The sequence below is a fragment of the Micromonospora antibiotica genome, assembly GCF_017599305.1.
Lineage (GTDB): Bacteria > Actinomycetota > Actinomycetes > Mycobacteriales > Micromonosporaceae > Micromonospora > Micromonospora antibiotica.
Genome location: NZ_JAGFWR010000004.1, coordinates 85576 through 111729 on the forward strand (window position 1 = coordinate 85576; position 26154 = coordinate 111729).

The following is a 26154-nucleotide window of genomic DNA, read 5'->3' on the forward strand; positions in this document are numbered from 1 at the left end:
GGCGGTGCGGGCCGGGGTGACCGCAGGGTCCCTCCGGACCCGTAGGCCGCACGTCGTCGATTGTCCCTGCGCCGGTACGGCGCGCCAGAGCCCGTTCACCGGGACGGAAACGAGGGTGACGCACATGGTGGATTCTGTCTTCGTCATGCCCGGCACAGTGGCTGCTCCCCGTACGGGCATCCTGCGTGACCTGCACAGCCGCTACGAGACGGTACGTGAGGCACTGACCCGCATCGACAAGGCGGCCCGGGAGTTGGGGTTGCCCGACATCAGCACCCGTCTGATCGAGGATGTGGCAGGTGAGCGCCCCTACAGCCCCGAGGTGCAGTACCTGGAGATCTTCGCGGTCAGCCTCTCGACGTACCACCTGCTCGTCGCCGAGGGCGTCGAACCGGTGGCGATCGTGGGACAGAGCATCGGGGAACTCTGGGCCCTGGCCGCCGCCGGGCACGTGTCGGTGGGCGACGCGGCGCGCCTGGCGGTGGCCCGGTCCCGGGCACTGACCCGGCAGGCGTGGCCGGGCACGATGCTCGCCGTCGGGGTGGACGGCCGCCGCGCGGAGTCACTCGCCGGTCTGATCGGCCACCCGCACCTGGTGCTGGCCTGCGAGAACACACCCCGGCAGAGTGTCCTCAGTGGTCCGAGACGGCAGATCGACGAGGCGGAGCGGGTGGCCGAGGCGCTCGGCTGGCCGAGTGTCCGCCTCGACGTTCCGCACCCCACCCACACCCCGGCGGTCGCGCAGGCGGCCCGGGACCTGCTGGCCACCGCCCCCCGGGTGTCCTACGGCGGCGGACGGTGGCGGGTGTCCTCACCGTGGCTGGGCCGGGACATCGGTGACGAGGACCCGGTCGAGCTGGTGGCCGGCGCGCTCACCGCCCAGGTCCGGATGCTGCACACGGTGCGTGCCCTGCACGCCGCCGGGGCGGACACGTTCATCGAGTGCGGGGAGTGGCCGGTCGTCACCCGGTTCGTCGAGGCGTCGGTCCCGGGCATCCAGTCGGTCGTACCGCTGAGCGAACACGACCCGGTCGCGGCGGTCCGGGCGCTGGTCGCCGGCCGCACCGAAACGGTGCCACCGCAGGTACGGACGCCGGCGTCGCCACCTGTCCCGGCGACCCCGCCACCCGTCGCGGCTGCGCCACCTGTCGCGGCTCGACCGGCTCCCACCTCCGTGCTGCCGCCCCCCGTGGCGACCACACCCGCCCCGGCGGTCTCGGCTGCCCCAACCGTCTCGGCTGCCCCAACCGTCTCGGCTGCCCCAACCGTCCCGGCTGCCCCAACCGTCCCGGCTGCCCCAACCGTCCCGGCTGCCCCAATCGCCCCGACGCCGCCTGTCCTGTCCGTCCTGGCGCCGCCGACCCCGCAGGCACCGGTGACACCGGCCTCCCCGGCCACCGTGGACCACTTGTCGTCCGCATCGGACGCCGACGGGCAGTTCGCGGTGGTGCTGACCGAGATCCGGGCCCTGTACGGCGACTACCTGGGCTATCCGCCGGAGCTGCTCGGCGACGACGACGGCCTCGAATCCGACCTGGGCGTGGAGTCGCTCAAGCAGGTCGCCCTCCTCGGCCGGGTCGCCGACCGGTACGGCCTGCCGGACCTGCGGGCCAACACCTCCCTGCTGACCGTCGGCACCCTGGGGCGGATCGCGCAAGCCGTCGTCCAGGCCCGGGGGGAGGCGACCGCCCGATGACCGACATGCCAAGCCTGCACGGTCGGATCGCGTTGGTGACCGGCGCGGCCAAGAGCCTCGGCGCGGACATCGTCCGTCGACTGGCCACCTGCGGCGCACACGTCGTCGTCAACTACTTCCACTCCGTCGAGCAGGCCGAACTGCTGCGTACCGAGCTGGCGGAGGCCGGCCTCAGCGCGGAGTTCATCCGGGCCTCGGTGGCCAAACGCACCGAGATCGACCGGATGTTCGACCTGGTCCGGCAGCGGCACGGCGGCCTCGACTTCCTCGTCAACAACGCGGCCGGCGGCGCGTTCCTGCCCCTGTTCGACGTCGACGACACGTACTGGCAGCGGGCCTGGTCCACCAACGTCATGGGGGCGTACCACTGCTCCCGCCGGGCGGCCGAGCTGATGGTGGGCCGCCCGGGAGCAGGCATCCTCTGTCTGTCCAGCGTCGGCGCCCACCAGCCGGTCCCCGGGTACGGCCCCGGCGGCGTCACCAAGGCCGCCCTGGAGTCCCTGGTCCGGTACCTGGCGCTGGAGCTGGCCGACCAGGACATCCGGGTCAACACCGTGCTGCTGGGCTCCGTGGCCAGCGAAATCGTCGTCAACCTCGACGACCCGGCCGCCGCGCTCGGAGACTCGCCGCGCACCAGCGACCTGATGCGCCGCACCATCTCCACCCCCGAAGCGGCCCGGCTGCTCGTCCACCTCCTGCACCCGGACGCCGGATTCATCACCGGGCAGACCCTCGTCGCCGACGGTGGCATCAGCATCGGCGGAATGCAGAGTCTGCGACTGCACAGCAAACTCGCCGCGCAGGTCGGTGTGCCCACCCGGACCCCACCGGTCCGCCCCACCGCAGCAGCCAGGGCACCCGGGGCGCACCCCTCGACCACCGAGGTCGTCGCCGTACCCGAGGTCGTCGCCGTACCCGAACCGGCCCCCGCCGCCGCGACACCACGCCCGGTGCGCGACCCGCTGCCGCGCCGACCGGAGACCGGCCCCGCCGCGCACGACCCGGATGCCATCGCGGTGGTCGGCCTGGGGGTGGTCCTGCCCGGCACCAACAACCCCGCCGAACTCTACGACCGGCTCCGGGAGGGCGTCCTGCTGGCCAGCGAGCCGTCCGCGTTCGACCTGCGGCACTTCTGGTCGGCCAGCGCGGCGGAGACCGACAGCTTCTACATCCGGGAAGCCGGCTACGTGCAGGGGTTCGTTCCCGACCCCGCCTCGATCACCGAACCCGACGGGTTCCTGGGACACCCCGGCTGGCCACGCACCACCCGGTGGCTGCGGCACTGCACCGTCCAGGCCCTGGCCGGAGTACACCGCCGGCCCGGCGACCGGTGGCTGGCGGCGACCACCGGCATCCACGACCAGACCGGGCTCGGCACCCAGGGCGTCGTCCTCGGCGACGAGTACCAACGCCTGATCCGCGACGCCATCCAGAGCAGCGGCGGCGACGACTGGCTGGCCGAACTCGCCGACCACGCCATCAGCGCCCACTACGGCGGCGACGGCGGCGACCCGCTGGCCTACCTGCCCGCCTCGGTCTCCCGTAACGCGCTACGCGGGCTGATCCCGGGCGACGCCCAACACCTGACCCTCGACGCGGCCTGTGCCACCGGCCTGTTCTGTCTCGACGCCGCCGTCAAGGCCCTCCGCGAGGGAAGCTGCGACGTGGCACTGGTCGGCGGCACGTCGGTGATCGAACCGATCGGCTTCACGCTGTTCTGCCGGGCCCAGGGAATCACCGTCAGCGGCCGGATCCGCCCGTTCGACCAGGCGGCCGACGGGACACTGATCGGTGAGGGCGCCGTCATGCTCGCGCTGAAGCCGTACGCCCGCGCGGTGGCCGACGGGGACCACATCCACGGCGTCGTCCTCGGCACCGGACTGGCCGCCGACGGCCGCGGCAAGGGCATCCACGCACCGGCCACCCGGGGACAGGAACTGGCGATCGGCCGGGCCTGGGCCGACGCCGGCGTCGACGCCTCCGACGTGGACTGGGTGGTGGCCCACGGCACCGGCACCCCCGTCGGTGACGAGGTGGAACTACGTTCCCTGCTGTCACGACTGGGCGAGCGGGACCGGCCGTGCCTGCTGACGTCGAACAAGCAGGTCTTCGGCCACACCGGTGTCCTGGCCGGGCTGGTGTCGGTGGCGCACGCACTGGTCGCCCTCGCCCACCGCACGATTCCCGGCCACACCGTGGTCACCGATCCCCACCCGCTGCTGGGCGACGGCACCCGACTGACGGTGCCGGTCACCGATGCGCCCTGGCCGGTCGACGAGGCCCGCCCCCGGATGGTCGGGGTGTCCTCGTTCGGCCTCGGGGGAGCCGACGCCCACGTGGTGCTCGCCGACCGGGTGCCGTCGACCCGACCCGCGCCCCGACCGTCGGTGCCCGACCGCACCACGGACACCGAGGACCTGGTCGTGGTGGGCTGGAGCACCCACCTGCCCGGCCTGGACCGCGACCGGGTGCCCGGCTGGCTCGTCGGCGACGGCCCGGCCCCGCAGCTCAGCTTCGGCAGCCCGTACCCGCTGCCGTCCCCCCTCGACGTGCGGATCCCGCCCCGGACGATGCGGCACATGGACCCCGCCCACCTGATGATGCTCCAGGCCCTCGGGCCGCTCCTGGCCGACCTCGGCGAGCCGGGAACCGCGCTGCGACCCACCACCGCGATCCTGGTGGGGGCGAGCCTGCCGACCACGCACAACGCCCGCGCCGCCCTACGGGTGCACGCGCAGGAGTGCGCCTCGACGTTCGACCTGCTACCCGACCCCGGGCAGGCCCAGACACTGCGGGAATACCTCGCCAAGGCGCTCGCCGACGCGGGCGACGTCATACCCGACGAGCTCAACGAGGACGACTTCACCGGTGCCGTCTCCTGCATCCTGTCCGGCCGGGCCGCCAACTACTACGACTTGCGGGGCTTCGGCACCAGCGTCTACGCCCACCGCGACTCCACCCACAGCGCCCTCGATCTGGCCCTGCGCCAACTCCGCCACCGGTCCTGCGACCTGGCCCTCGTCGGCGCGGTGAGCCTGCGACCGATCAGCGGATGGGACCGGCACCTGGACACCCTCGTACCGGCGGGTCGGTCGGTCGCCGAGGGCGCCGCCGTCGTCGCCGTCGCCCGCCGCTCCACCGCCCGGGAGTACGACCTGCCCATCCTGGGCACCCTCGGTACCGCACCCGAGGGCACCGCCGACGACCCGGCACACACCCTGCCGGCACCGGCCGGCACCGACCGCACCTACCTGGCCCTGGACGCCCTGCTGGCGGTGCTCCGGGCCGTCGTCACCGGCACCGACACCGTCGTGTCACCGGCCGCCCCCGGATCACCGTCGATCCGGTTCACCAGGCCGACCGGCTCCGGCCCCGACCCGGGCGGGGACGTCCCGGAACCGGCCGAACAGCCGATCGGCCGCCGGCAGACCCTCCAGCTGCGTCCGCTGACCCCACCGGATCCGGACGGGCCGGCGATCCCGGCCGGGAGCATCGTGCTCACCGACGCCGCGGACCTCGCCGCCGCGGTCACCGGACCGGACATCGCCGTCTGGTCACCGCAGCCAGGAGTCGACGCCGCCACCCACGTGCCGCCCGAGGCCGCCGCCGACACGCTGGCCGGTCTGCCGTTCGTTCCACGCCACATCCGGATCCTGGCCCGGTTGGAAACTCCCGGTGACGGTGCCGACGACACCGAGGCCGCCCGGTTGGAGGACCTCCAGGACCTGGCGTTCACCACCATCCAGGCCGCGCTGCCCGCGCTGCGGGCCGGCGGGTCGCTCGCCGCGCTGCTGCTCGCCGCGCTACCGCAGGGAACGACCCACCCGCTCGCCGGCCTGTTCAGCGGACTCGTCCGCTCGGTACGGGCCGAGGTCCCGCAGTGCAGCGGGAACACCCTGATCACCGACGCGTCGCAAGCCCCGACCGCGCTGGCACAGCTGGCCCGGGCGGCGACCGCCCGGGTGCCCACGCACACCCTGGCCTGCCACGGACAGACCTGGTCCGAGCTGGCCGTCGCCGACGACGAAACCCGACCGCACCGCACGGCAGAGCCCACCCTGCCACCGGGCGCGATCGTGGTCGCCTTCGGTGGCGCCCGCGGCATCACCCCCGAACTCCTCGACGCCGTGGCCCGCACCACCGACCGCCCCCACCTGTACCTCGTCGGCCGTACCCCGCTACCCGAGACCGACGACGAACTGCCACCCCAGGCCGAGTTCATCGCCGCCGGACGCCGGGAACATCCCGACGCGTCGGTGCGGGAACTCAAGACCGCCTACGAACGTGCCCAGGCCCGCCTGGAGGTACGCCGGACCGTGCACCGGCTCGCCGAACTGTGCGGGCCGGACCGGGTCCACCACCGGGTGTGCGACGTTCTGGACGCGGACCGCACCAGGGCGGTCCTCGACGAGGTCATGGACCGGCACGGGCGCATCGACCTGCTCATCAACACCGTCCTCGACCTGCGCTCCCGGGCACTGCACGCGAAGACCCTGGTCGACTTCCGGGCGGTACGGGCCACCAAAGCCACCGGCTACCGCAACCTCAAACGCGCCCTGGCCGGCCGGCCGCCCCGGACCTGGTGCAACTTCAGCACCCTGGCCACCCTCGCCCCCGCCCCCGGAGACGTCGACTACTGCGCCGTCAACGAATACCTGGCGTACGCGAGCACCTGGGCCGACCGGCACGCACCCGAGGGACACCGCGAACTCGCCATCCTCTGGAGCGGCTGGCGGGAGGTCGGCGTCGCCAGCAGCGCCGCCATGCAGGAAACCCTGCGCCGCAACCGGATGGACGCCTACATCAGCAGCAGGCAGGGCGCCGCCCAGTTCCTCGACGCGGTGACCCGGCCCGGCAGCTGGGCGGCGGTCTTCTACATCCGGGAGGAGGAACGCGTACTGCTGGGGCAGCGGGGAATCAGCACCGACACCACCAGCGGCCGGCTGCCACTGCCCGTACCCGACGCACCACCACCCACCCCACCGGATCCGTCCCTGGCCACGCCGCTGCTCGACGGCGTGCTGCTGCGCGGCCGCCGCTGGGCGGTGTTCACCAAGACCTGGGAACCACACACCCTCGCGGAGCAGGACGGCCGGTGGATGCGCCACCACCGGGTCAACGGGGAGCACGTCCTCCCCGGCACCTTCGCCCTCGAGGCCGCCGCCGGCGCAGCCGGACACCTCTGCCCCGACCTCGTCGTCACCGGATTCCGTGACCTGGTCTGCCGGACGTCGGTGACGGTCAGGTCCGCCGGACCACCCCGCACCATCACCGTGGAGGCCCAACTCACCGACCGGTCCCCGGACCGGGCCGTGGTGGCAGTCCGGATCACCACCAACCGGGTCGGCCGCAACGGCAAGGTCCTGCGCTTCAACGACCTGCTCTGCGAGACGACAGTCGTGCTGGCCGACCGGCACCCCGCACTGCCCGCGCCGACCGACCAGGTGGCGCACCGCCCCGAACCGGACTTCACCATGCCGGTCTACTCCGCCGACCTGCCGATCACCCTCAGCGGCCCGTTCGCCGGAACCGGCGGGTACGCCCGGGGACCGGACGGCACGAGCGCCACGTTCCGCCTGGACCACGAGGCGTGGAACCCGGCCCTGGCCGGGATGACCGTACCGGCGATCCTGCTGGACGCGATGGTGCACCTGCTGCTCCTGCCGCCACCCGGCGACCGGCCACCCCTGGTCGGCCCGATGGCCGGCATCGAGGCGGTGGACCTCGGCGGACCGGGCAACGACTGCCAGCTCAGCGCCGCGCACCCGACGATCCGGCTGCACTGCCGGTTCGCCGACGGCGCGTTGACCGCGTCGACCACGGACGGCCACGTCCTGGCCCGGATCACCGGGGTCAGCGCGCACGCCACCGACCACAGCGGGAGGGTGATCCGGCCGCACGCCGACATCCCCCAGCCGGCCCTTCCCTGACAGCCGAGGAGACAGCGGTGTTGTGGCACGACATTACGATCGCCGGAACCGGTTCCTGGATACCCCCGATCCGACCTGAGCACGACCCGTGGGGCGGCACCCAGGCCGGTCCGTCGTCCATGGCGGCGGCCAACGGGTTCACCTCGGCGGCGGTCTCGACCGGGGAGACCGCCACCCAGATGGCGGCCCGGGCCGCCCTGCTGGCACTGCGCCACGCCGAAGTCCCCAGCGCCGACGTGAGCCTGTTGGCCCACGCCACCTTCCAGGACGAGGACCACTACACGCCCGCGCCGTACCTGCTGCGGGTCCTCGGCGCCACCCGTACCACCGGCATCGAGGTCGGCGCGGCCAGTGACGGCGGCGCAGCCGCCCTGGTCACCGCAGCCGAACACCTCACCGCCCAACCCACCGCCCCGGCGGCCCTGGTCACCGCCGGAGCCCGCTTCCCCCACCAGCGGTGGGGCCACGTCCGCGACATCGGCTACGTCGCCGGCGACGCCGGCGCCGCCGCGGTGCTCACCCGGGGCACCGGCTTCGCCCGGCTGCTGGCCACCGCCCAAGCCACCGAACCGGAGCTGGAGGTGCTGACCCGCGCCGGTGAGCAGGGCACCGCCGCCGGCGACGGCCGACGGTTCCTCGCCGAACAGACCGGACTCCTGCCGCACATCGGGGCACTACAACGCCGCACCCGGCACTGTGTCGACACCGTCCTCGGCGAGACCGGCCTGGCAGCGGCGGACATCTCGCACGTGGTGGCCATCGCGATCGGCTCGGCCGTGCTCGACCTGGTGCTCTCCGGGCCCCCGCTGCACCGCCGCGCCACCGACAGCAGCTGGACCTTCGGCCGCCACCTCGGCCACGCCGGCCCCTGCGACGTGCTGCTCGCCCTGGACCGGATGTTCCGCACCGGCGCACTGCAAGTCGGGGACCACGTCCTCGTCGTGAGCTTCGGCCTCGGCTTCCGCTGGACCACCGCCCTGCTCGAGATCACCCGCCCACCGCCCGGTGCGACGACGCCAGACCGGAGAACGAGGTAACCCATGACCGAGACGACCACGACGACCACCGCGTCGATTCCCCTGGCACCAGGCGCACTGCCGCTCCTCGGACACGCATTGCCCCTGTTGCGGGATCCGCTGGCCTTCATCCGCTCCCTGGCCGGCTACCCCAGGATGGTGCGGGTCCGGTTGGGCCCGACCTCCGCGGTGCTGATCTGCGACCCGACCCTGACCCGGCACATCTTCGTCAACGACCGGACCTTCGACAAGGGCGGCCCGATCTACGACCGGATCCGGGAGGTCATCGGCGACGGGCTGTCCACCTGCCCGTACCCGCTGCACCGGCGACAACGACGATTGTGCCAACCGTCGTTCCACCCACAGCGCCTACACGGGTACGCGGCGGTGTTCGGTCGGGCCTCCCACGCCACCGCCGGCTCCTGGCACGACGGTCAGGTGCTCGACGTCACCCGGGAGATGATGACGCTGACCACCCAGGCCACCATGGAGACGATGTTCAGCGGGTCCCTCCCCGCGGACACCCTCCGCCGGGCCCTGGCCGACACCAACACCGTGGTGAGCGCCTTCTTCCGCCGGATGATGACCCCGGCCCTGCTGCGCCGGCTACCCACCCCCGCCAAGCGACGCTACGACCAGGCCCGGGCCCGGCTCTTCGCCACCATCACCGAGATCGTCGCCGCCCGCCGGGCCGACCCCACCGACCACGCCGACCTGCTCTCCGCACTGGTCGCGGCCGTCGACGTGGAAAGCCGTGACCACGAGCAGCGGCTCAGCGACGCCGAACTGGCCGACCAGGCCCTCACCTTCTTCCTCGGCGGCATGGAAACCACCGCCATCACCCTGGCCTGGGCACTGCACCTCATGGCCACCCATCCGGAAATCCAACATGCACTGCAGGCCGAAACCGACACCGTCCTGGCAGGCGCGCTCCCCGGCCCCGAACACCTGCCCCGACTCGACCTGGCGACCCGGGTGGTCACCGAAACCCTCCGGCTCTACCCGCCGGCCTGGATGATGACCCGCACCGTCGCCCAGGAGGCCGAACTCGACGGGGTACGGCTACGGCGCGGCGACACCCTCGTGCTCAGCCCGTACCTGATCCACCGGCGGCCCGACCTGTACGCCGACCCGGACCGCTTCGACCCGGACCGCTGGCGCGGCACCTCACCCGACCGGACGGGCTACGTCCCGTTCGGCGCCGGCGCACGCAAGTGCATCGGGGACCAGTTCGCGCTCGCCGAGGCGATCCTGGCCCTGACCGCGGTGGCGGCCCGCTGGGAGTTGTCCCCTGTCGGCGAGGAACCCTTCCGACCCAAGGTGGAAACCAGCCTCAGCTCCCGCGGGCTGCGCCTGCGGCTGCGGCGTCGGACGGAGACCTCCGGGACCGACGCGCCGCCGGTCGCCACGTCGCAGCCCCTGCCCGTGCCGTCGACCCCCGGACCGGGCCCTGACGCCTGCCCGGTCGCCCACTAGGAGAACAACCATGAGGTCGCTGGTCAAACAGCTGCTCCGTAACCGTGAGATCCGCCGGCACACCGCTGCACCGGCCGACCGGCTCCACCCGCCCACGCGTCCCGACCCGAACGGGTGGTTCTGCGTGGCCTTCTCCGACGAGGTCCGCCCCGGGGCCATCACCACCCGCCCGTTCATGGGTGGCGAGGTGGTCGTCTACCGGACTCCCCGCGGGTTGTTGCGTGCGGTCCGCCCACGCTGCCCACACCTCGGGGCGCACCTGGGCGTCGGTGGGACGCTCGAAGGTGAGGAGATCGTCTGTCCTTTCCACCGGTTCGCCTTCGATCCCTCCGGGGCCTGCGTACGGACCGGGTACGACCTGCCGCCGCCCAAGGCGACCCTGACCCAGTTCCCGGTCTGCGAGGCCAACGGATCGATCTACGTGTGGCGGCACGCGCTCGGCCTCGCACCGCAGTGGCAGGTGCCGATCTTCGGCATGGACGAGCGGCAACCCTTCAGCCACAACACCTTCGACATCGCCGGTCACCCGCAGGACGTCATCGAGAACGCCTTCGACTGGGGGCACCTCCCGGCCCTGCACGGGCTGCGGGACCTGGTCATCGAGGGGGCACCGGTGATGGGGGAGCCGATCAGCACGGTCACCGCGACCGCCCGGGGCACCGTCATGCGCCAGAGCCGCCAGTCCTACACCCTCACCGTGATCGGACTGGCCACCATCGCGGCCCGCACCCGGTTGCCCAACGGCGCGGGCGACCTCTACGTCATGCTGCACGCGACCCCGACCACCGCCGGTCGGATCCAACTGCGGTTCGGTACCAAGTTGGAGCTGGCCGGTCTGCCGTTCCTGCCCGAGCGGGCCGCCCGCGCGACGGCGATGCCCGTCGCCCGGCTGCTCGGCGCGATCGCCCAACGGGTGGCCTCGGTCGACACCGGCGCGGACCTGCTGATGTGGCACCACCAGGAGCACGTCGAACAGCCGAAGCTCGCCCGGGGAGACGGCCCGATCGGGCGGTACCGGCAGTGGGCTCGGCAGTTCTACACCGACCCCACCCCGTCCGGCGATCCCACCGACGCCGCCGCCACCGGGACGTCCATCACCAACGGTTCGCCGGCTGTCAACGGATCGTCAGTTGTCAACGGTTGGCCGGTCGCCAACGGATCGTCCGTCGACGAACGGAAGGCCGGCCGCTCCGAGGTGTGACCGTGGCCGCCGTGGCCTGCGAACCGTGTCGGTGCCGTTGCGGCAACGAAGGGAGACCCTCTTGACGGGGCAGAACACCACGCCGGGTGCCGCGCAACGACTGGCGGTGCTGGGCGCGGGAGTGATGGGGACGGGCATCGCCGCACTGGCGATCGGGCACGGGATCGCCGTGTCCATGATCGACGTGGACCGCCGTCGCATGGCCGAGGCCACCGACAGGGTCGACCGGCAGGTCCGGACGGCCCGGCTGATGGGTGCCCTACCGGAGGGCACCCGACCCGGCGTGCTCGACGTCGGAGTGTCCCTCGCGGACGTCTCGACAGGGCGGACCGGCCCCCTCACTGCGGTGGTCGAGGCGGTCACCGAGGACCCCAACGCCAAGGCGAAGGTGCTGGCGGACGTCTCCGCCCTGGTGGCACCAGGCACCCCGGTGGTGTCGAACACCTCCTCGATCCCCATCGGCGAACTGGCCCGGTCGGTGGCACGACCGGAAGACCTGATCGGCAGCCACTTCATGAACCCGCCCTACCTGATCCGGACCGTCGAGGTGATCCGCGGCCCACGTACCGGTCCGCACACCCTGGCCGCGGTACGCGGGCTGCTCACCACCCTGGGCCGGGAATCGGTGGTGGTCGAGGACGCCCCGGGCTTCGTCACCAGCCGGATCCTGCACCCGATGATCAACAGTGCGGTCCGGGTGGTGGCCGCCGGCACGGCAAGCGTCGAGTCCGTCGACAAACTCCTGCAGGGATGTCTGGGACATCCGACCGGTCCACTGCGCACCGCCGACCTGATCGGCCTGGACAACCTGGTCGACTCCCTGTGGGTGCTGCACGAACGCACCGGCGACGAGAACTGCCGCCCCTGTGAGCTGCTGCTGACCAAGGTCCGGTCGGGCCACCTCGGCCGCAAGAGCGGACGGGGTTTCTACCACTACGAGGGAGACCTGTGATGACTGTGCCATCCGACCAGGAGGTGTCGGACACCGGTGACCGGTTCGACACCGCCGCGCCGGAACTGGTGCGCTTCCTGACGGCGCGTACCGGGCGGACCTGGCCGCCGGACACGGACCTCTTCGCCACCGGTGGGCTGTCGTCCCTGTTCGCGATGGAGTTGGTGGTGCACCTGGAGCAGACGTACGGGGTCTCCGTGCGCGGCACCGACCTGCGGTTGGACAACTTCCGCACGGTGCGCCGGATGGTGGCCCTGGTCGACCGGCTCCGCAACAGCGAACCCGGCGACCACGGTGCCTGAGACCGTCGCCGCCACCGCGCCCACCGTCACGCCCGCCCAGGCCGCCATGCTCGCCGCCCGCCTGGTCGGCGACCGGGCGGGCGACTGGGACCGGGCGGGCCGGCTGCCCGTGGACGTGGTGCGCGCACTCAACACCGCAGGCCTGCTCGCCCCCCAGATCCCGACCGGGTACGGCGGAGCCGGATGGAGCAGCCTGGACAGCGGCGAGTTCACCGCCAAGGTGGGCAGCCTGTGCAGCTCCCTGCGCAGCGTCATGACCTCCCAGGCCATGGCGGCCTGGACCATCGAACGGTTGGCCGACCGGGCCCAGGCCAGGTCGTTGCTGCCCCGCCTGGCCGCCACGGACACGGCCGCCGTAGCCTTCAGCGAACCGCAGGCGGGCAGTGATCTGTCGGCGATGACCACCACCGTCACCATGACGGGCGACACCCTGCGCCTCGACGGCCACAAGGTGTGGGTGACCGCCGCCGACCACGCCGACCTGCTCCTGGTCTTCGCCCGACTCGGCGACCAGGGAGCCGTGGTGGTGGTGCCCCGGGCCACCCCGGGGGTACGGGTGCACCGGCGGGCGGATCCCCTGGGATGCCGGGCGGCCGGACACGCCGACGTGTGGTTCGACGCGGTACGGCTGCCCACCAGCAGCCTGCTCGGTGCCGGCGGGCAGTCATTGTCCCTGCTGGTGACCACGGCGTTGAGCTACGGCCGGATGTCGGTCGCCTGGGGTTGCGTGGGGATCCTGCGGGCATGTCTGACGGCGGCCGTCGCACACGCCGGTTCCCGCCACCAGTTCGGCCGCCCGCTGGCCCAACACCAGCTCGTCGCCCGGCACCTGGCCGACCTGTGGGCCGCCGAGCAAGTGGCCACCCGGGTCTGCGAGCACGCCAGCCGCTGCTGGGACACCGGCTCACCCGAAGTGGTCACCGCCACCGTCCTGGCCAAGTACGTCAGCGCCGGGCACGCCACCCGGGCCGCCGCCGACGCGGTCCAGATCCTGGCGTCGGCCGGTGCGGTCGACGGGCACCCCGTCGCCCGGGCGTACCGCGACGCCAAGCTCATGGAGATCATCGAAGGCAGCACCGAGATGTGTCAGCTGATGCTGGCCGACCACGCGGTGAACCGCCGGTGACCCCACCGCCGCGCCGATCGCCCGCCCACTCATCCCATGCTGCCGACGAACGGCAGTCCACGAAGGAGTCGACGTGACCGACGAGCTCCCGACGGTCCCACCCGTGACCGTGAAGTGCCTGGTCTGGGATCTGGACGACACCCTCTGGCAGGGTGTCCTGCTGGAGGACGAACAGGTCGTGCTCCCCGACCCGATCCGGGCGGTGATCACCGCGCTGGACGCCCGGGGCATCCTCCAGTCGGTCTGCAGCCGCAACGACCACGAGCCGGCTTGGGCCCGGCTGTGCGCGCTCGGCGTCGCCGAGTACTTCGTGGCACCGCAGATCGGGTGGGGACGCAAGTCCGACGCGGTCCAGCGGATCGCCGACCGGCTGGGCTTCGCGCTCGGCACCGTCGCCTTCATCGACGACCAACCGGTCGAACGGGCCGAGGTCGCCTTCCACCTCCCGCAGGTACGCTGCTACGACGCCGGCGCGGCCACAGCCCTGTTGGACCGGCCGGAGTTCACTCCGACGTCGGTGACCGTGGACGCCCGGCGACGCCGGCAGATGTACCAGGCCGGTCAGCGGCGGGCAGACGAGCAGGCCCGGTTCACCGGCCCGGCGGAGGACTTCCTGCGTTCGCTGGAACTGGTGATGCGTATCCGTCGGGCCGACGCCGCGGACCTGTCGCGGGTCGAGGAGTTGACCCTGCGGACCAGCCAGATGAACGCGACCGGAGTGCACTACCCGGACCAGGCGTTGCGGGCCCTGCTGGCCGACCCCCGGTACGAGGTCCTGGTCACGACGTTGACCGACCGATTCGGGCCGCACGGCGCGGTCGGTGTGCTGGTCCTGGAGAAACACCCCGGGGTGTGGCACCTGCGGCTGCTCGCCACCTCGTGCCGGGTGGTGTCCTTCGGCACCGGCACCGTCCTGCTGACCTGGCTGGTGGACCAGGCCGCCCGAGCCGGGGTGCACCTGATCGCCGACTTCCGGCCCAACGACCGGAACCGGATGATGGAGATCGCCTACCGGTTCGCCGGCTTCGACGAGGAGCCCTGCGCATGCCGGGACCGCATCGCCGTCGACAGCGACCGGGCCGTCCAGCGACTGCACCTGGCGGCACGCCGGCAACCGGCACCGTCGACGTTCCACCTGACCGCCCCCGACCTGGCCGGCCCGGCGACCGTCGGCGCGGGTTGACCGCCCGCACCCGGCCTTCACCGGCCGGACCGCGGTGTGGAGATCAGCCGGCCCGCCGCCGGGCCAACGTGATGCCGTCGGCCATTGGAAGCAGACACACATCCACCCGCTGGTCGTCGCGGATCATGGCGTTGGCCCGCCGCACCCCGGCGGTGTCCGGATCACCGGCGGTCGGGTCGACCACCCGGCCGAAGAACAGCGTGTTGTCCACCACCACCAGTCCACCCGGGCGTACGAGTTGCACCGCGAATTCGTAGTACTGCGGGTAGTTCGCTTTGTCGGCGTCGATGAAAACGAGATCGAAACTGCTGCCGGTGCCTTCGTTGAGCATTTTGTCAAGGGTCTCGACGGCCGCACCGATGCGTACCTCGATGCGGTCGGCGACTCCCGCGCGGTGCCAGTACTCGGCACCGATCTCCGGCCACCGCGCGCTGATGTCACAGGTCACCAGTCGGCCGTGCGGTGGCAACGCCCGGGCCATGCACAGGGTGCTGTAGCCGGTGAAGGTGCCCACCTCCAGCACCCTCGTGGCCCCGACCAGGGACACCAGCAGCGCAAGGAGTTGTCCCTCCTCGGCCATCACCTGCAGGGACTGCCCGCCGGGAAGCTCGCCGGTGTGCGTGCGTAGCGCCCGAAGGACGTCGTCCTCTCTGAGCGAGAATTCCCGGACATAGGCCAGAAGCTTCGGGTCGACCCCGATCTGATTAGCCACGCCAGCGATTCTAGATAGCGTTCGCCACCGTATTCAAGGTGTGGTACAAGCCATTTTTGCGGCTACCGATAATGCGGCGGGAAGCGGTGGTGCCGTCGCCGAGGGCAGGACCGGACGATGGATGTGGAGCATCGATCCCCTTTCGCCCTGCGTAGCGGTTGGCTTCGATGTGTTGCAGGACGAGGATGGCTTGCACGATCGCGGTGGCGCGGCGTGGGCAGCAGGGCAGCGGAGCCTGGTCAGGATCTTCCAGGCGCGGGGCTGCTGCGTCGTGATCCGGTGCTGCCCGCCGAGCCCGGCAGTGCCGGTGAGCCCACAAGAGTCGACCGCTTCCTGCACGTAGCGTCACGCGGTGGTGACCCTGACGGTGGGTCCGGCGGCGAGCCGGGTGTAGGTGTCGCCGTTGCGCAGGCGGGCCAGGGCGAGCAGCGCCTGCCGGCCCGGGTCGAGACGCCGCCACCGGGATCGATGCTGGTTGCGGTGCCGGCGGATGAGGTCAGCCAGGTGGTTCAGGGTGCGGCTGGACAGCGGAAGGGGTAAGACAGCACAGGCGAGGCTCCCGGTCGGAGCATTGGATCCTGGTCGACTGCTGTCCTACCTGAAGTCTCGTCCTCATCGATCTCCGGACTTGCTGCACCCACCCTGAGCTGCAACGCCAGGCTGAAAAGGGCTCATCATAGTGGTGTTTTCGGTGTAGGGCCCGTAGGCGTCAGCCACACGGTGCCGGCCGGGCCAGGGTCTGTCAAACGAACGGTGTAACTCGGGTTTGTGAGGGTTACTTGCGGCCTGTGGTCAGGCGTCCTTCGAAGGCCATCTCGAAGGCGTTCAGGGCGGGTTTCCAGCGCATGGTCCATCGTCGGCGGCCCTGCCCAGTCGGGTCCAGGCTCATCACCGCGAGGTAGACGCACTTGAGTGCGGCGCCCTCGTTGGGGAAGTGGCCGCGGGCTCGGACGGCTCGGCGGATCCGGGCGTTGACGGACTCGATGGCGTTGGTGGAGCAGATGACGGTTTGGATCTCGGCGTCGAAGGCCAGGAACGGGACGAACTCGGCCCACGCCTGTTCCCACAGTCGGATGATGGCCGGATACTTCGTGCCCCACGCCTGCGTGAACCCGGCGAAGCGTTCCCGGGCGGCGGCCTCGGTCGACGCCGGGTAGACAGGCTTCAACGCCTTGGCGATGGCGGCCCAGTGCTGCCGGCCGGCGTAGCGGAACGACGTCCGCAGCAGGTGGATGACGCAGGTCTGCACGACCGCTTCGGGCCAGGTCTGCCCGATCGCGTCCGGCAAGCCCTTGAGCCCGTCGCAGACCACCATGCACGCGTCGCCGACACCCCGGTTCTTCAGCTCGGTCAGGACGCTGAGCCAGAACTTCGCGCCCTCACCGCCGTCGCCGGCCCACAGCCCGAGGATGTCCCGGTTGCCGTCGACCGTGACGGCCAGAGCCACGTAGATCGGCCTGTTCGCGACCTTCCCGTCGCGGATCTTCACGTGCACCGCGTCGAGGAAGATCACCGGGTAGACAGGGTCGAGGGGCCGGTTCTGCCACTCGGTCATCCCGTCGACGACCTTGTCGGTGATCATGGAGATCGTCTGCCGGGACACGTCCGCGCCGTACACCTCGGACAGGTGGGCCTGAATCTCCCCGGTGGTCAATCCCTTGGCAGACAACGAGTTCACCATGTCCTCGACCCCGGACAACCGGCGCTGACGCTTCCGCACGATCTGCGGCTCGAAGCTGCCGTCGCGGTCGCGGGGCACCGCGATCTGCACCGGGCCGACCTCCGTCAGCACCGTCTTGCCCCGCACCCCGTTGCGGGAGTTCTGACCGTTGTTCCCGGCCGGGTCGCCCTTGTCATAGCCCAGGTGATCGGTGATCTCACCGTCGAGAGCTGCTTCCAGGACCCGCTTGGTCAACTGCTGCAGCAGCCCACCCTCGCCGGTGAGCTGCAGACCCGCCGCACGGGCCTGCTCCACCACCTGAGCGACGAGCTGATCGTCGACCCCGTCTCCCACCGGCCCCGCCGGTCCACGCTTCGCCACCTGGTCAGTATCGACCTCGGTGATCACGACATCCGTCATCAGATGCTGCTCCTTGATCAGGAGTTACACCGTTCGTTTTACAGTCCCTCTCCGTTGCCGATGTCACCCTTGCGGTACTCCGCGATGCGGCCAGGCCGGATTGGCCGAACGTGCACGTGTACGACATGCCGTTCATGCCGGTAGGCAGGGGCTGCCAGTTCTGTGGCGAGCCCTTGGTCGACGTCGTCCACCCGAGCTTGCGGTCATTGACCGTCTCCAGGAACCTCGTCCAGAATTCTCGGTAGGCCAATGCTCGGTCGCTTGCCACAGTGTCGCCCTTGGCCATCACCTTGACCTTCTTGCCCCAGTCGTTCGGCCGCACGACCAGACGCATGAGAGGCGCCGGCACTGACTCGCCGATGCGACCGCACTGATCTCAATACCGAAGAACCGTGTGTTCTCGTCGGTACGGGTGTTGAGCCGGTCAGCGCCGTCGGCGTCGAGTAACCCCGTGGAGAGACCCTAGAGCGGAATATTGCCGTGCTTCGTGGTCCGCTCCGCGAGCGGCCTCCGGCTGAGCAGGCGCAGGGCGGCCGCTATCTGCCTGCGGGACTCCGCCGGTGGGATGACGGCGTCGATGAAGCCGCGTTCGGCGGCCAGGTACGGCGAGCCGTACTTGGCCTGGTAGTCCTCCATCAGTTTGGCCCGGGCCTGTTCCGGCTCAGCCGCGGTGGCGAGTTCCGCGCGGTGCAGGATGTCAACCGCGGCATGGGCGCCCATCACGGCGATCTCGGCGGTGGGCCAGGCGAAGTTCATGTCGGCGCCGAGGTGTTTGGAGCCCATGACACCGTATCCGCCGCCGTATGCTTTGCGCAGCACCAGGGTGATTCGCGGGACTGTGGCTTCGGCGAACGCATAGGCGAGTTTCGCCCCGCGTCGGATCATCCCAGCATGCTCCTCGGTGGTGCCCGGCATGAAGCCCGGGACGTCGACCAGGGTCACGATGGGGACGTTGAACGCGTCGCAGCAGCGGATGAAGCGGGCGGCTTTCTCGGCGGCGCGCCCGTCGATGACGCCCGCCTTGTGGGTGGGCTGATTGGCCACGATCCCGATTGACCGTCCGCCGATGCGGGCGAAGCCGCAGAGCATGTTGCGGGCGTAGCGGGGCTGGATCTCCAGGAACGAGCCGGGGTCGACGAGGTTCTCGATGACCGCGGCCACGTTCAGCGGTTTCCGGGAGGAGCCCGGGATCAGCTCCGCGAGGGCCGGTACGTCGGCGCTGGTGTCGCAGGCTGGACCGTCGGGCGGCGGCTCGGTGTGGTTGCTGGGCAGGTAGCCGAGCAGCCGCCGCGCGAAGGCGATGGCGTCGGCCTCGTCGGCCGCCAGATGGTGGGCGTTACCGGAGATGGTGGCGTTGACCCGGCCGCTGCCCAGTGTGTCCATGTCGGTGTCCTCACCGAGGGCAGCGCGTACGGCGTCGGGGCCGGTGACGAACATGTGTGCGGTCCGCTCGGCCATGATGACGAAGTCGGTGATCGCCGGCGAGTACGCGGCCCCGCCGGCGCACGGGCCCAGGATCAGCGAAAGCTGGGGCACGATGCCGGACGCGGCGACGTTGCGCCGCACCAGCTCGGCATAGAAGCCGACGGCGGCCACACCCTCCTGGATGCGTGCCCCACCCGAGTCGTTGAGGCCGATGATCGGGCAGCCGGTCTGGAGGGCGAGATCCATGGCCTTGAGTACTTTTCCGCCGCTGGCCTCACCCATGCTGCCGCCCTGCACGGTGAAGTCGTGCGCGTACGTGAAAGCAGGCCGTCCCTCGATCAGACCGTGCCCGATGACCATGCCGTCGCCGTACGGCCGGGCGCGCGTCGAGTCGGGGTCCGGGCGGCTGCGCACGAGTGCGTCGATCTCGGCGAAGCTGCCGGGGTCGAACAGCAGACCGATCCGTTCGCGCACGGTCAGTTTGCCGGCCTCCCGCTGCCGGGCGACGGCACGTGGTGACCCGCCGTCTCGCGCATCGGCCAGCCGGGAGTCCAGCTCCGCGATCCGGGTACGCACCTCGTCGGCGGTCATCGGGCCGCCCCTTCCAGGTCCCTCGTCATCGCGGTCACGATCTGCTGGGTGTCGGCCATCAACTGGGTCAGCCCCTCCTCGACGATGACACCGCGGTCGTACCCGAAGGACAGGCGCAGTCGCCCGTTCATCGTCCGGACAACCACGACCAGATCGCGGGGTAACACGTAGCCGCTCTGCCGGGCCAGCGGCGTCACCGTGGCCGCCCCGACCGTGGTGGGCAGCGCGACCTCGGGCAGGTGGTTGAAGGAGATCCGGTACGGGATGTCCTCCTGTGGCCGTCCGGCCAGGTGGAAGTACTGGCTCATCGACAGTCCCTGTTCCTCCCCGGCGGTCAATACGGCCTCGCGAACCCTCCGCAGGCCCTCGCGCAGGTCGGGCCCGCCGCCGAGGTCGACGGTGATCAGCCGCAGCTGGGAGAGAAAACCCACGACCCGTTGCAGCTCGGGCGCCTCGCGGGCGGTCACGTTGATCGGCACCGTGATCTCGTCGTGCTCGGACTGCCGGTGCAGCGCCAGCATGAACGCCGTCAGCATCACCATTTGCGTGGTCGCCCCGGCCTCACGGGCGGTCTGCTCGATTCCGGTGGCCACCTCGCCGTCCAGTTCCACCTCTCGCAGCCCCAGCTCCCGCTGCCGGCCGGGAACGCGCTGCTCGTCCCGCGTCAGACGCAGCGCGGGCACGCTGGTCGTGGCCAGCTTCTTTCGCCAGTACTCCAGTTGCTGGTCGAGGACGACTCCGGAGTAGAACGACCGCTCCCACTGCGCGTAGTCGGCCAGGCGCAGCGGCGGCGCGGCGGGTGGGGAGGCGTCCTCGTAGCCGAGCACCAGATCCTGGAACAGCACGCCGGCCGACCAGCCGTCGGTGATCAGGTGGTGCAGCACGACGGTCAGGACGTGCCGATCCGGGGCCAGACGCACCAGCCCGAACCGATACAGCGGCCCGGTGAACGGGTCGAACGGCCGTTCGGCCTCGGTGAGGGCCCGCGCCAGCTCGGCCTGCGGGTCGGCCGCGGCGGTGAGGTCGGTGATCGGCAACGCCACCGGGTCCGCCGCCGCGTGCCGCTGTCGGACCACGTCCCCGGCCGTGAACACCGTGCGCAGCCCGTCGTGCACAGCGATGAGTCGGTCGATGGCACGGGCCAGGGCGTCCGGGTCGACCGGGCCGGCCAGGTCGAGATGCTGGGTGACCAGAAACGGTGTTCCTCCGGCGCGTTCGGCCTGCAGGTAGCGCTCCTGATTGATGGTCAGGGGGAAGTCGTCCTGGTCAACGCGCACGGGCCGTGACACGGCTGCCGGCCCGGTCACGCGCAAGCTGTCGAGCGCGGTGGTGAACGCGGAGACCGTGGGGTTGTCGAACAGCAGCCGCACCGGGATGTCACAGTCGAGCGTCGCGCGCAGCTCGTGCATCATCTGCGCGGCCATGAGCGAGCTCCCGCCGAGGGCGAAGAAGTTGTCGTCGCCGCCGGTGACGCGCGTTCGCAGCACGCCCGAGAACGCGGCGCGGACCACCTCGGTGGTGGTTTTCGGCGACTGGTCGACGGCCTCGGCGGGCGCGTGCGCTGCGAGGGGCCCGAACCAGTGCGGTGTGCGCTTCCAGGGTCCGGAAGGCATCGAGACCACCGGGCGCGGACGGTCGAAGAACTGGCCGAGGTCGACCGGTACGCCGTACACGTGCAGCGCCCCCAGCGCCTCCAGCAGGGATTCGGGATCAGGCCGCCCGCGCCGCAGGGAGGCGACCGCGTGGCCTTCGGGTCCGATCACCTGCTCAGTCGGTAGGGTGAGGGTCGGGTTGGGGCTCATCTCGACGAAGAGGCGGTAGCCGTCGGCGCAGAGCCGCTGAACGGTCTGGTGGTAGAGGACCGGCTCGCGGATGTTCGCCGCCCAATAGGCGCCGTCGAGCTCGGTGCCGGTGAGCGACGCCGTGGTAACCGATGAGTACATCGGAACCGTGACCGGCCGGGGCCGTAGGGTGGCCAGGACCGTTCGCAGCTCGTCCGCGACCGGCTGCACCACCGGCGAGTGGCCGGCACCGTTGGCCTTGACCCGGCGGCCGAACACGTCGCGCTCGGCCAGATCGGCGATCAGCTGCTCGATGGCGTCGACGTCGCCGGAGACGACCGACATCTCCGGCCCGTTACTGACCGCCAACGACAGGAGCGTCGCGTACGGCTCGATGGCTCGGGTCAGGTCGTCTCCGGCGAGCCCGACGACGGCCATCGCCCCCTGGCCACGCAGCGTGGCCAGCCCATTCGCGCGCAGGCCGGTCACCCAGGCGGCCTCGGTGAGGGTGAGCGCGCCCGCCACGTAGGCTGCGGCCACTTCACCCATGCTGTGTCCGACCACGGCAGCCGGTTCGATGCCGCGGGAACGCCAGCTTGCGGCCAGAGCGACCTGCACAGCGAACAGCAACGGCTGGACGACGTCGTCGCGGTCGAGCATCGAATCCTGCTCGGTGACAGCGAAGAACTGGTCCCGTACGGGCCACGCCAGGTGTGGCTGCAGAGCGGCTGCGCAGTCGTCGAACGCGTTCTGGAAAGCCGGGTCGGCCCGGTAGAGCCCGTGCCCCATACCGAGGTGCTGAGAGCCCTGGCCGGGGAAGATGAACACGACGCGCTGGTCGGCGACGACCCTGCCGGTGACCGCTTCCGGGTGCGGTGGCGTGAGCCGCTCGGCCAGTTCCTCCGGCGTTCGCGCGACCACGGCCATGCGGTGCTCGTGGTGCGTGCGTCGCAGCCCGGCCGTGTAGGCGAGGTCGTCGATCGATGCGGGACTGCCTGCGGCACTACGCGCGGTGCGCTCGGCCAGAGTTTCGAGGGCCTGCGGCGAGCGGGCCGACAGGACGATCAGGCGAGCCTGACCGCTGTTCGCGACGGTGGCCGGCCCCGGTGCTTCGGCCACGATGACGTGCGCGTTCGTACCGCCCACGCCGAAGCTGTTGACGCCGGCCGACCGTTCGCCGGGCGACTGCGGCCACCGCCCCGCCGTGACGGGCACGCTCATGCGCAGCTTCGCGAAGTCGATGTGCTCGTTCGGCTGTGCGAAGTGCAGACTGGGCGGCAACACGCCGTGCTCGATGGCCAGCGCTATCTTGATCAGGCCGGCGACGCCCGCCGCGGCCTCAAGGTGACCGATGTTGGTCTTGACCGACCCCACCCGCATCGACGCCGGGGCATGGGCGGCCGCGATGGCGCCGGCCTCGATCGGGTCGCCCAGCGCGGTACCGGTGCCGTGGGCCTCGACGTACTGCACGTCACCCGGGCGCAGACCGGCCGCGTCGAGCGCCGACCGGATCACCCGCACGTGCGCCTCCGGGTTGGGCCCGGACAGGCCGTTGGAGCGGCCGTCCTGGTTGACCGCGGTGCCGCGGATCACCGCGTGCACCCGGTCGCCGTCGGCGACCGCCTGGCTCAGCGGCTTCAGCAGGACCAGCCCGGCACCCTCGCCGCGCACGTATCCGTTCGCCCGGGAGTCGAACGTGTGGCAGCGTCCGTCCGGTGACAACGCACCGCTCTGGCACAACGCGGCCGTCGTCGCCGGAGACAGCATCAGGTTGACCCCACCGGCCAGGGCGAGGGCGCTCTCGCCGCGCCACAGGCTGTGGCATGCCTGATGAATCGCCACCAGCGACGACGAGCAGGCGGTATCCAGCGCGATGCTCGGGCCGCGCAGGTCGAAGGTGTACGAAATACGGTTCGCGGCCAGGCTGAACACGTTGCCCGTGCCCGAGTACGGACCGGCGTGCACCCCCTGCGTGCGCATCAGATCGGCGTAGTCGCTCGTGGTGATGCCGACGAAGACTCCGGCCGTGGTGCCCGCGACGTCCGGGGGGAGTACGCCCGCGTCCTCGAACGCCTCCCAGGTCAGTTCGAGCAGGAGGCGCTGCTGCGGGTCCAGGTAACGCGCCTCAAGATCCGACATCCCGAAGAACTCGGGGTCGAAGCCGGTGACCTCGTCAAGGAAGCCACCGCGCCGGACGTACATCTTGCCCGGCCGGGGAGTGCCCGGGTGGTAGTGCGCCTCGACGTCCCAGCGGTCCGGTGGGATGTCCCCGATGGCCTCCGTACCCGAGGCGAGCAGGCGGAAGTACTCCTGTGGGCCGGCAGCGCCGGGGAAACGACAGCCGATGCCCACGATCGCGATCGGCTCCTGCTCCCGGCCGGGTACCGGCACGATGGCCGCAGCGGCATGGGAACCGGTCAGGTGCGCACTGAGCGCCTCGATCGTGGAGAACTCGTACAGGGCCGTCGGCGCTATCTCGCGTTCCAGGAAGGTTGCCAGTGCGGCTGCGAGCTCCACAGTGGCAACCGACGTCAGGCCGAGTGCGCGGAACGGGACGTCCGTGGCGATCTGCTGCGGATCACGGCCGGTGCGCAGCGCGACGTGCCAGCGAAGCCAGGTGCGGATCGCCGTCGGGGTGCGTTCACTCGCGGTCCAGTCGTGAACCGGATGCAGGAGCCCGTCCCGATAACGCTCCCGCATCTCCGCGCGCCGGATCTTGCCACTGGACGTCTTGAGGATCGACCGCGGCGCGATCAGCGCCACCGCATGCACCGGGATCCTCTCGGCGTCGGACACCGCGTCACGGATGGCGTGCACGATCTGTTCGTGATCGTCGTCGTGCCCACCGGCGACCTCGGCGACAACGACGAGCCGCTCCTCGGCAGCCTCCTCGACGGCGAACGCCGCGCTGCATCCCGCCCGCAACCCAGGATGAGCCGCCTCGACGACCCGCTCGATGTCCTGCGGGTAGTGGTTCGCACCACCGACGATGACCAGATCCTTGAGCCGGCCGGTCACGAAGAGCTCACCATCATCCAGGAAACCCAGGTCCCCGGTCCGGAGGAATCGACCACCGCTCCTGTCCGCCGTACGAGCGTGGAAGATCTGCTCGGTCGTCTCCGGGCGGTTGTGGTACCCCCGACCGATGCTGGGACCGCCAACCCAGATCTCGCCGGTGACTCCGTCGGCGCACGGCTCGGCCGTGACAGGGTCGACGACACGGACCTCCACACCGGGCGCCGGGACGCCGCAGGACACGCTGCGGCGGCGGTCGGCGGCCCGACGGGCGGTCCGCCCGGGCGGTACGGACGAGACCATCAACGTCGCTTCGGCTAGACCGTAGGCCGGAGTGAGGGCCACCGGATCGAAGCCCGCAGCGTCGAACCGTTCGGCGAACCGGTCGAGGGTCGGTCCGTGCACCGGCTCGGCACCGTTTGCTGCCACCCGCCACGACGAGAGGTCGAGCCCCGCGACACGGGTCGCTTCACTGCGCCTGACACACAGGTCGTAGGCGAAGTTCGGCGCGATGCTGAAGGTGCCGCGGTAACGGGCGATGGCCTCCAGCCAACGCATCGGCCGCTGCACGAACGCCTCGGGGGCCATCATCGTCACGGTCGCGCCCAACGACAGCGGCAACAGGATTCCCGCGATCAGTCCCATGTCGTGGTAGGTGGGGAGCCAGCTGACGAACTCGTCGTCCGATCCCAGTTCCCACATCCTCTGCTGGCAGGAGAGATTGTGCGCGAGCTGGTCGTGACCCACGACCACTCCGCGCGGATCGCCGGTCGACCCTGACGTGTACTGCAGGAAGGCGATGCCGTCGGCTGAGCCACCATCGACGGTCCCCTCCGGAACAGACTGGTCGCCTGCGTCGAGTAGAACCCGCTCGAGGCCGGTGAGGCTCCCCAGGTCGCGCCGCGCCACGTCGGCGGTCGCGATGACCGTCGTGGCGCCGCAGTCCGCGGCGATCCGCTCGAGCCGGGTCAGCGTGGGCTGGTGGCGTCGCTCGTCCGGCGGTGGTACGGGAACGGCGACACGACCCGCCCGGAGAGTGCCGAGGAACGCTGCGGCGCAGCCCAGTCCCGACGATTGAAGCAGAAGGACAGGGCCGGAGGCTCTCGTGCGCGCCAGGCCCGCAGCAACCGTACGGATCTGCTGATCCAACTCCCCGTAGGTCCACTCCTCGACCCGCCCGTCGGCGTCGCCGGTGCCCAGAAAACGCAGGGCCACCCGGTCGGGGATGCGTCGGGCATGACCCGACACGACATCGCTGATGCCTTCCATGGAACTCATCTCCTGTACGCAGGTGAAGGGTGTCGAGGGTGGGTAGCGCCCATTGCCGGTCGCGTGTCGCCAACCGATGCGGCGGTCGTGCGACACCGTGATGGTCAGTGCGGTGAGCCGGTCGTCCCCAGTCCCGTGGTTTGCGTGGTCCGCGGTGCCGGGTCGTGTCACTGCGCCCCGGTTGGTCTCGCCGTGGCGGGTTGTCCGGAGGCCCTGGAGTCTCACGTGCAGAAGCCTGCATGCGGGAGACACGGCGAGCCGCCTGGCCCCTCAGTTGCTGCGTCGAGGAGAGGTGGCGATCAGCGCAGGTACCGGCTCGCGGCGCGTGTCGGGCAGCCGGTCGGCCAGATCAAGCTGCCGGGTCCGCCGAACGGGGCCACCGTGGGCGGCCGGCCCAGC

At 71.2% G+C, this 26154-nt stretch carries 13 protein-coding genes and 1 pseudogene; 9 read left to right on the forward strand and 5 right to left on the reverse strand.

Annotated features, from left to right (window positions below):
- Nucleotides 1-124: 124 nt before the first annotated feature.
- The 9 genes from JQN83_RS10470 (at nt 125) to JQN83_RS10510 (ending at nt 14882) form a co-directional block, all read left to right on the forward strand.
- Nucleotides 125-1696 carry an acyltransferase domain-containing protein gene (locus tag JQN83_RS10470; protein ID WP_208566912.1) on the forward strand — a complete coding sequence of 524 codons (1572 nt, stop codon included), beginning with the start codon at nt 125-127 and terminating at the stop codon, nt 1694-1696.
- Complete coding sequence (locus JQN83_RS10475; RefSeq protein ID WP_208566913.1) at nt 1693-7626, forward strand: SDR family oxidoreductase; 5934 nt, start codon at nt 1693-1695, stop codon at nt 7624-7626. Before JQN83_RS10470 ends, JQN83_RS10475 begins: the two co-directional genes overlap by 4 nt.
- A gap of 17 nt (nt 7627-7643) precedes the next feature.
- A complete protein-coding gene (locus JQN83_RS10480) occupies nt 7644-8663 on the forward strand; it encodes a 3-oxoacyl-[acyl-carrier-protein] synthase III C-terminal domain-containing protein (RefSeq protein ID WP_208566914.1) in 1020 nt (339 codons plus the stop codon).
- Nucleotides 8664-8666: 3 nt separating this feature from the next.
- Nucleotides 8667-10118, forward strand: a complete 1452-nt coding sequence (locus JQN83_RS10485) for a cytochrome P450 (RefSeq protein WP_208566915.1) — start codon at nt 8667-8669, stop codon at nt 10116-10118.
- Nucleotides 10119-10128: 10 nt separating this feature from the next.
- The gene (locus tag JQN83_RS10490) at nt 10129-11319 is read left to right on the forward strand and encodes a Rieske 2Fe-2S domain-containing protein (protein WP_208566916.1); all 1191 of its coding nucleotides are present in this window, start codon (nt 10129-10131) and stop codon (nt 11317-11319) included.
- 61 nt (nt 11320-11380) lie between these two features.
- The gene (locus tag JQN83_RS10495; RefSeq protein WP_244252186.1) at nt 11381-12271 is read left to right on the forward strand and encodes a 3-hydroxyacyl-CoA dehydrogenase family protein; all 891 of its coding nucleotides are present in this window, start codon (nt 11381-11383) and stop codon (nt 12269-12271) included.
- Nucleotides 12271-12573, forward strand: coding sequence for an acyl carrier protein (locus JQN83_RS10500; RefSeq protein ID WP_208566917.1), 303 nt, complete (start codon nt 12271-12273; stop codon nt 12571-12573). Before JQN83_RS10495 ends, JQN83_RS10500 begins: the two co-directional genes overlap by 1 nt.
- Nucleotides 12566-13699: an acyl-CoA dehydrogenase family protein gene (locus JQN83_RS10505; protein ID WP_307799156.1), complete on the forward strand. Its 1134-nt coding sequence runs from the start codon at nt 12566-12568 to the stop codon at nt 13697-13699. The genes JQN83_RS10500 and JQN83_RS10505 overlap by 8 nt, the downstream gene beginning before the upstream one ends.
- A gap of 73 nt (nt 13700-13772) precedes the next feature.
- Nucleotides 13773-14882 carry an HAD-IIIC family phosphatase gene (locus tag JQN83_RS10510; protein WP_208566918.1) on the forward strand — a complete coding sequence of 370 codons (1110 nt, stop codon included), beginning with the start codon at nt 13773-13775 and terminating at the stop codon, nt 14880-14882.
- Between the two features lie 43 nt (nt 14883-14925).
- Here the strand turns inward: JQN83_RS10510 and JQN83_RS10515 are convergent, their stop codons facing one another.
- The 5 genes and pseudogenes from JQN83_RS10515 to JQN83_RS10540 form a co-directional block, all read right to left on the reverse strand.
- A complete protein-coding gene (locus tag JQN83_RS10515; protein ID WP_208566919.1) occupies nt 14926-15594 on the reverse strand; it encodes an O-methyltransferase in 669 nt (222 codons plus the stop codon).
- A gap of 348 nt (nt 15595-15942) precedes the next feature.
- A pseudogene (locus JQN83_RS34310) lies at nt 15943-16122 on the reverse strand (helix-turn-helix domain-containing protein); the annotation flags it as partial.
- Between the two features lie 247 nt (nt 16123-16369).
- The gene (locus JQN83_RS10525; protein WP_244252187.1) at nt 16370-17674 is read right to left on the reverse strand and encodes an IS256 family transposase; all 1305 of its coding nucleotides are present in this window, start codon (nt 17672-17674) and stop codon (nt 16370-16372) included.
- 462 nt (nt 17675-18136) lie between these two features.
- The gene (locus tag JQN83_RS10535) at nt 18137-19690 is read right to left on the reverse strand and encodes an acyl-CoA carboxylase subunit beta (protein ID WP_208566921.1); all 1554 of its coding nucleotides are present in this window, start codon (nt 19688-19690) and stop codon (nt 18137-18139) included.
- Complete coding sequence (locus JQN83_RS10540) at nt 19687-25755, reverse strand: type I polyketide synthase (protein ID WP_208566922.1); 6069 nt, start codon at nt 25753-25755, stop codon at nt 19687-19689. The genes JQN83_RS10535 and JQN83_RS10540 overlap by 4 nt, the downstream gene beginning before the upstream one ends.
- Between the last annotated feature and the right edge of the window lie 399 nt (nt 25756-26154).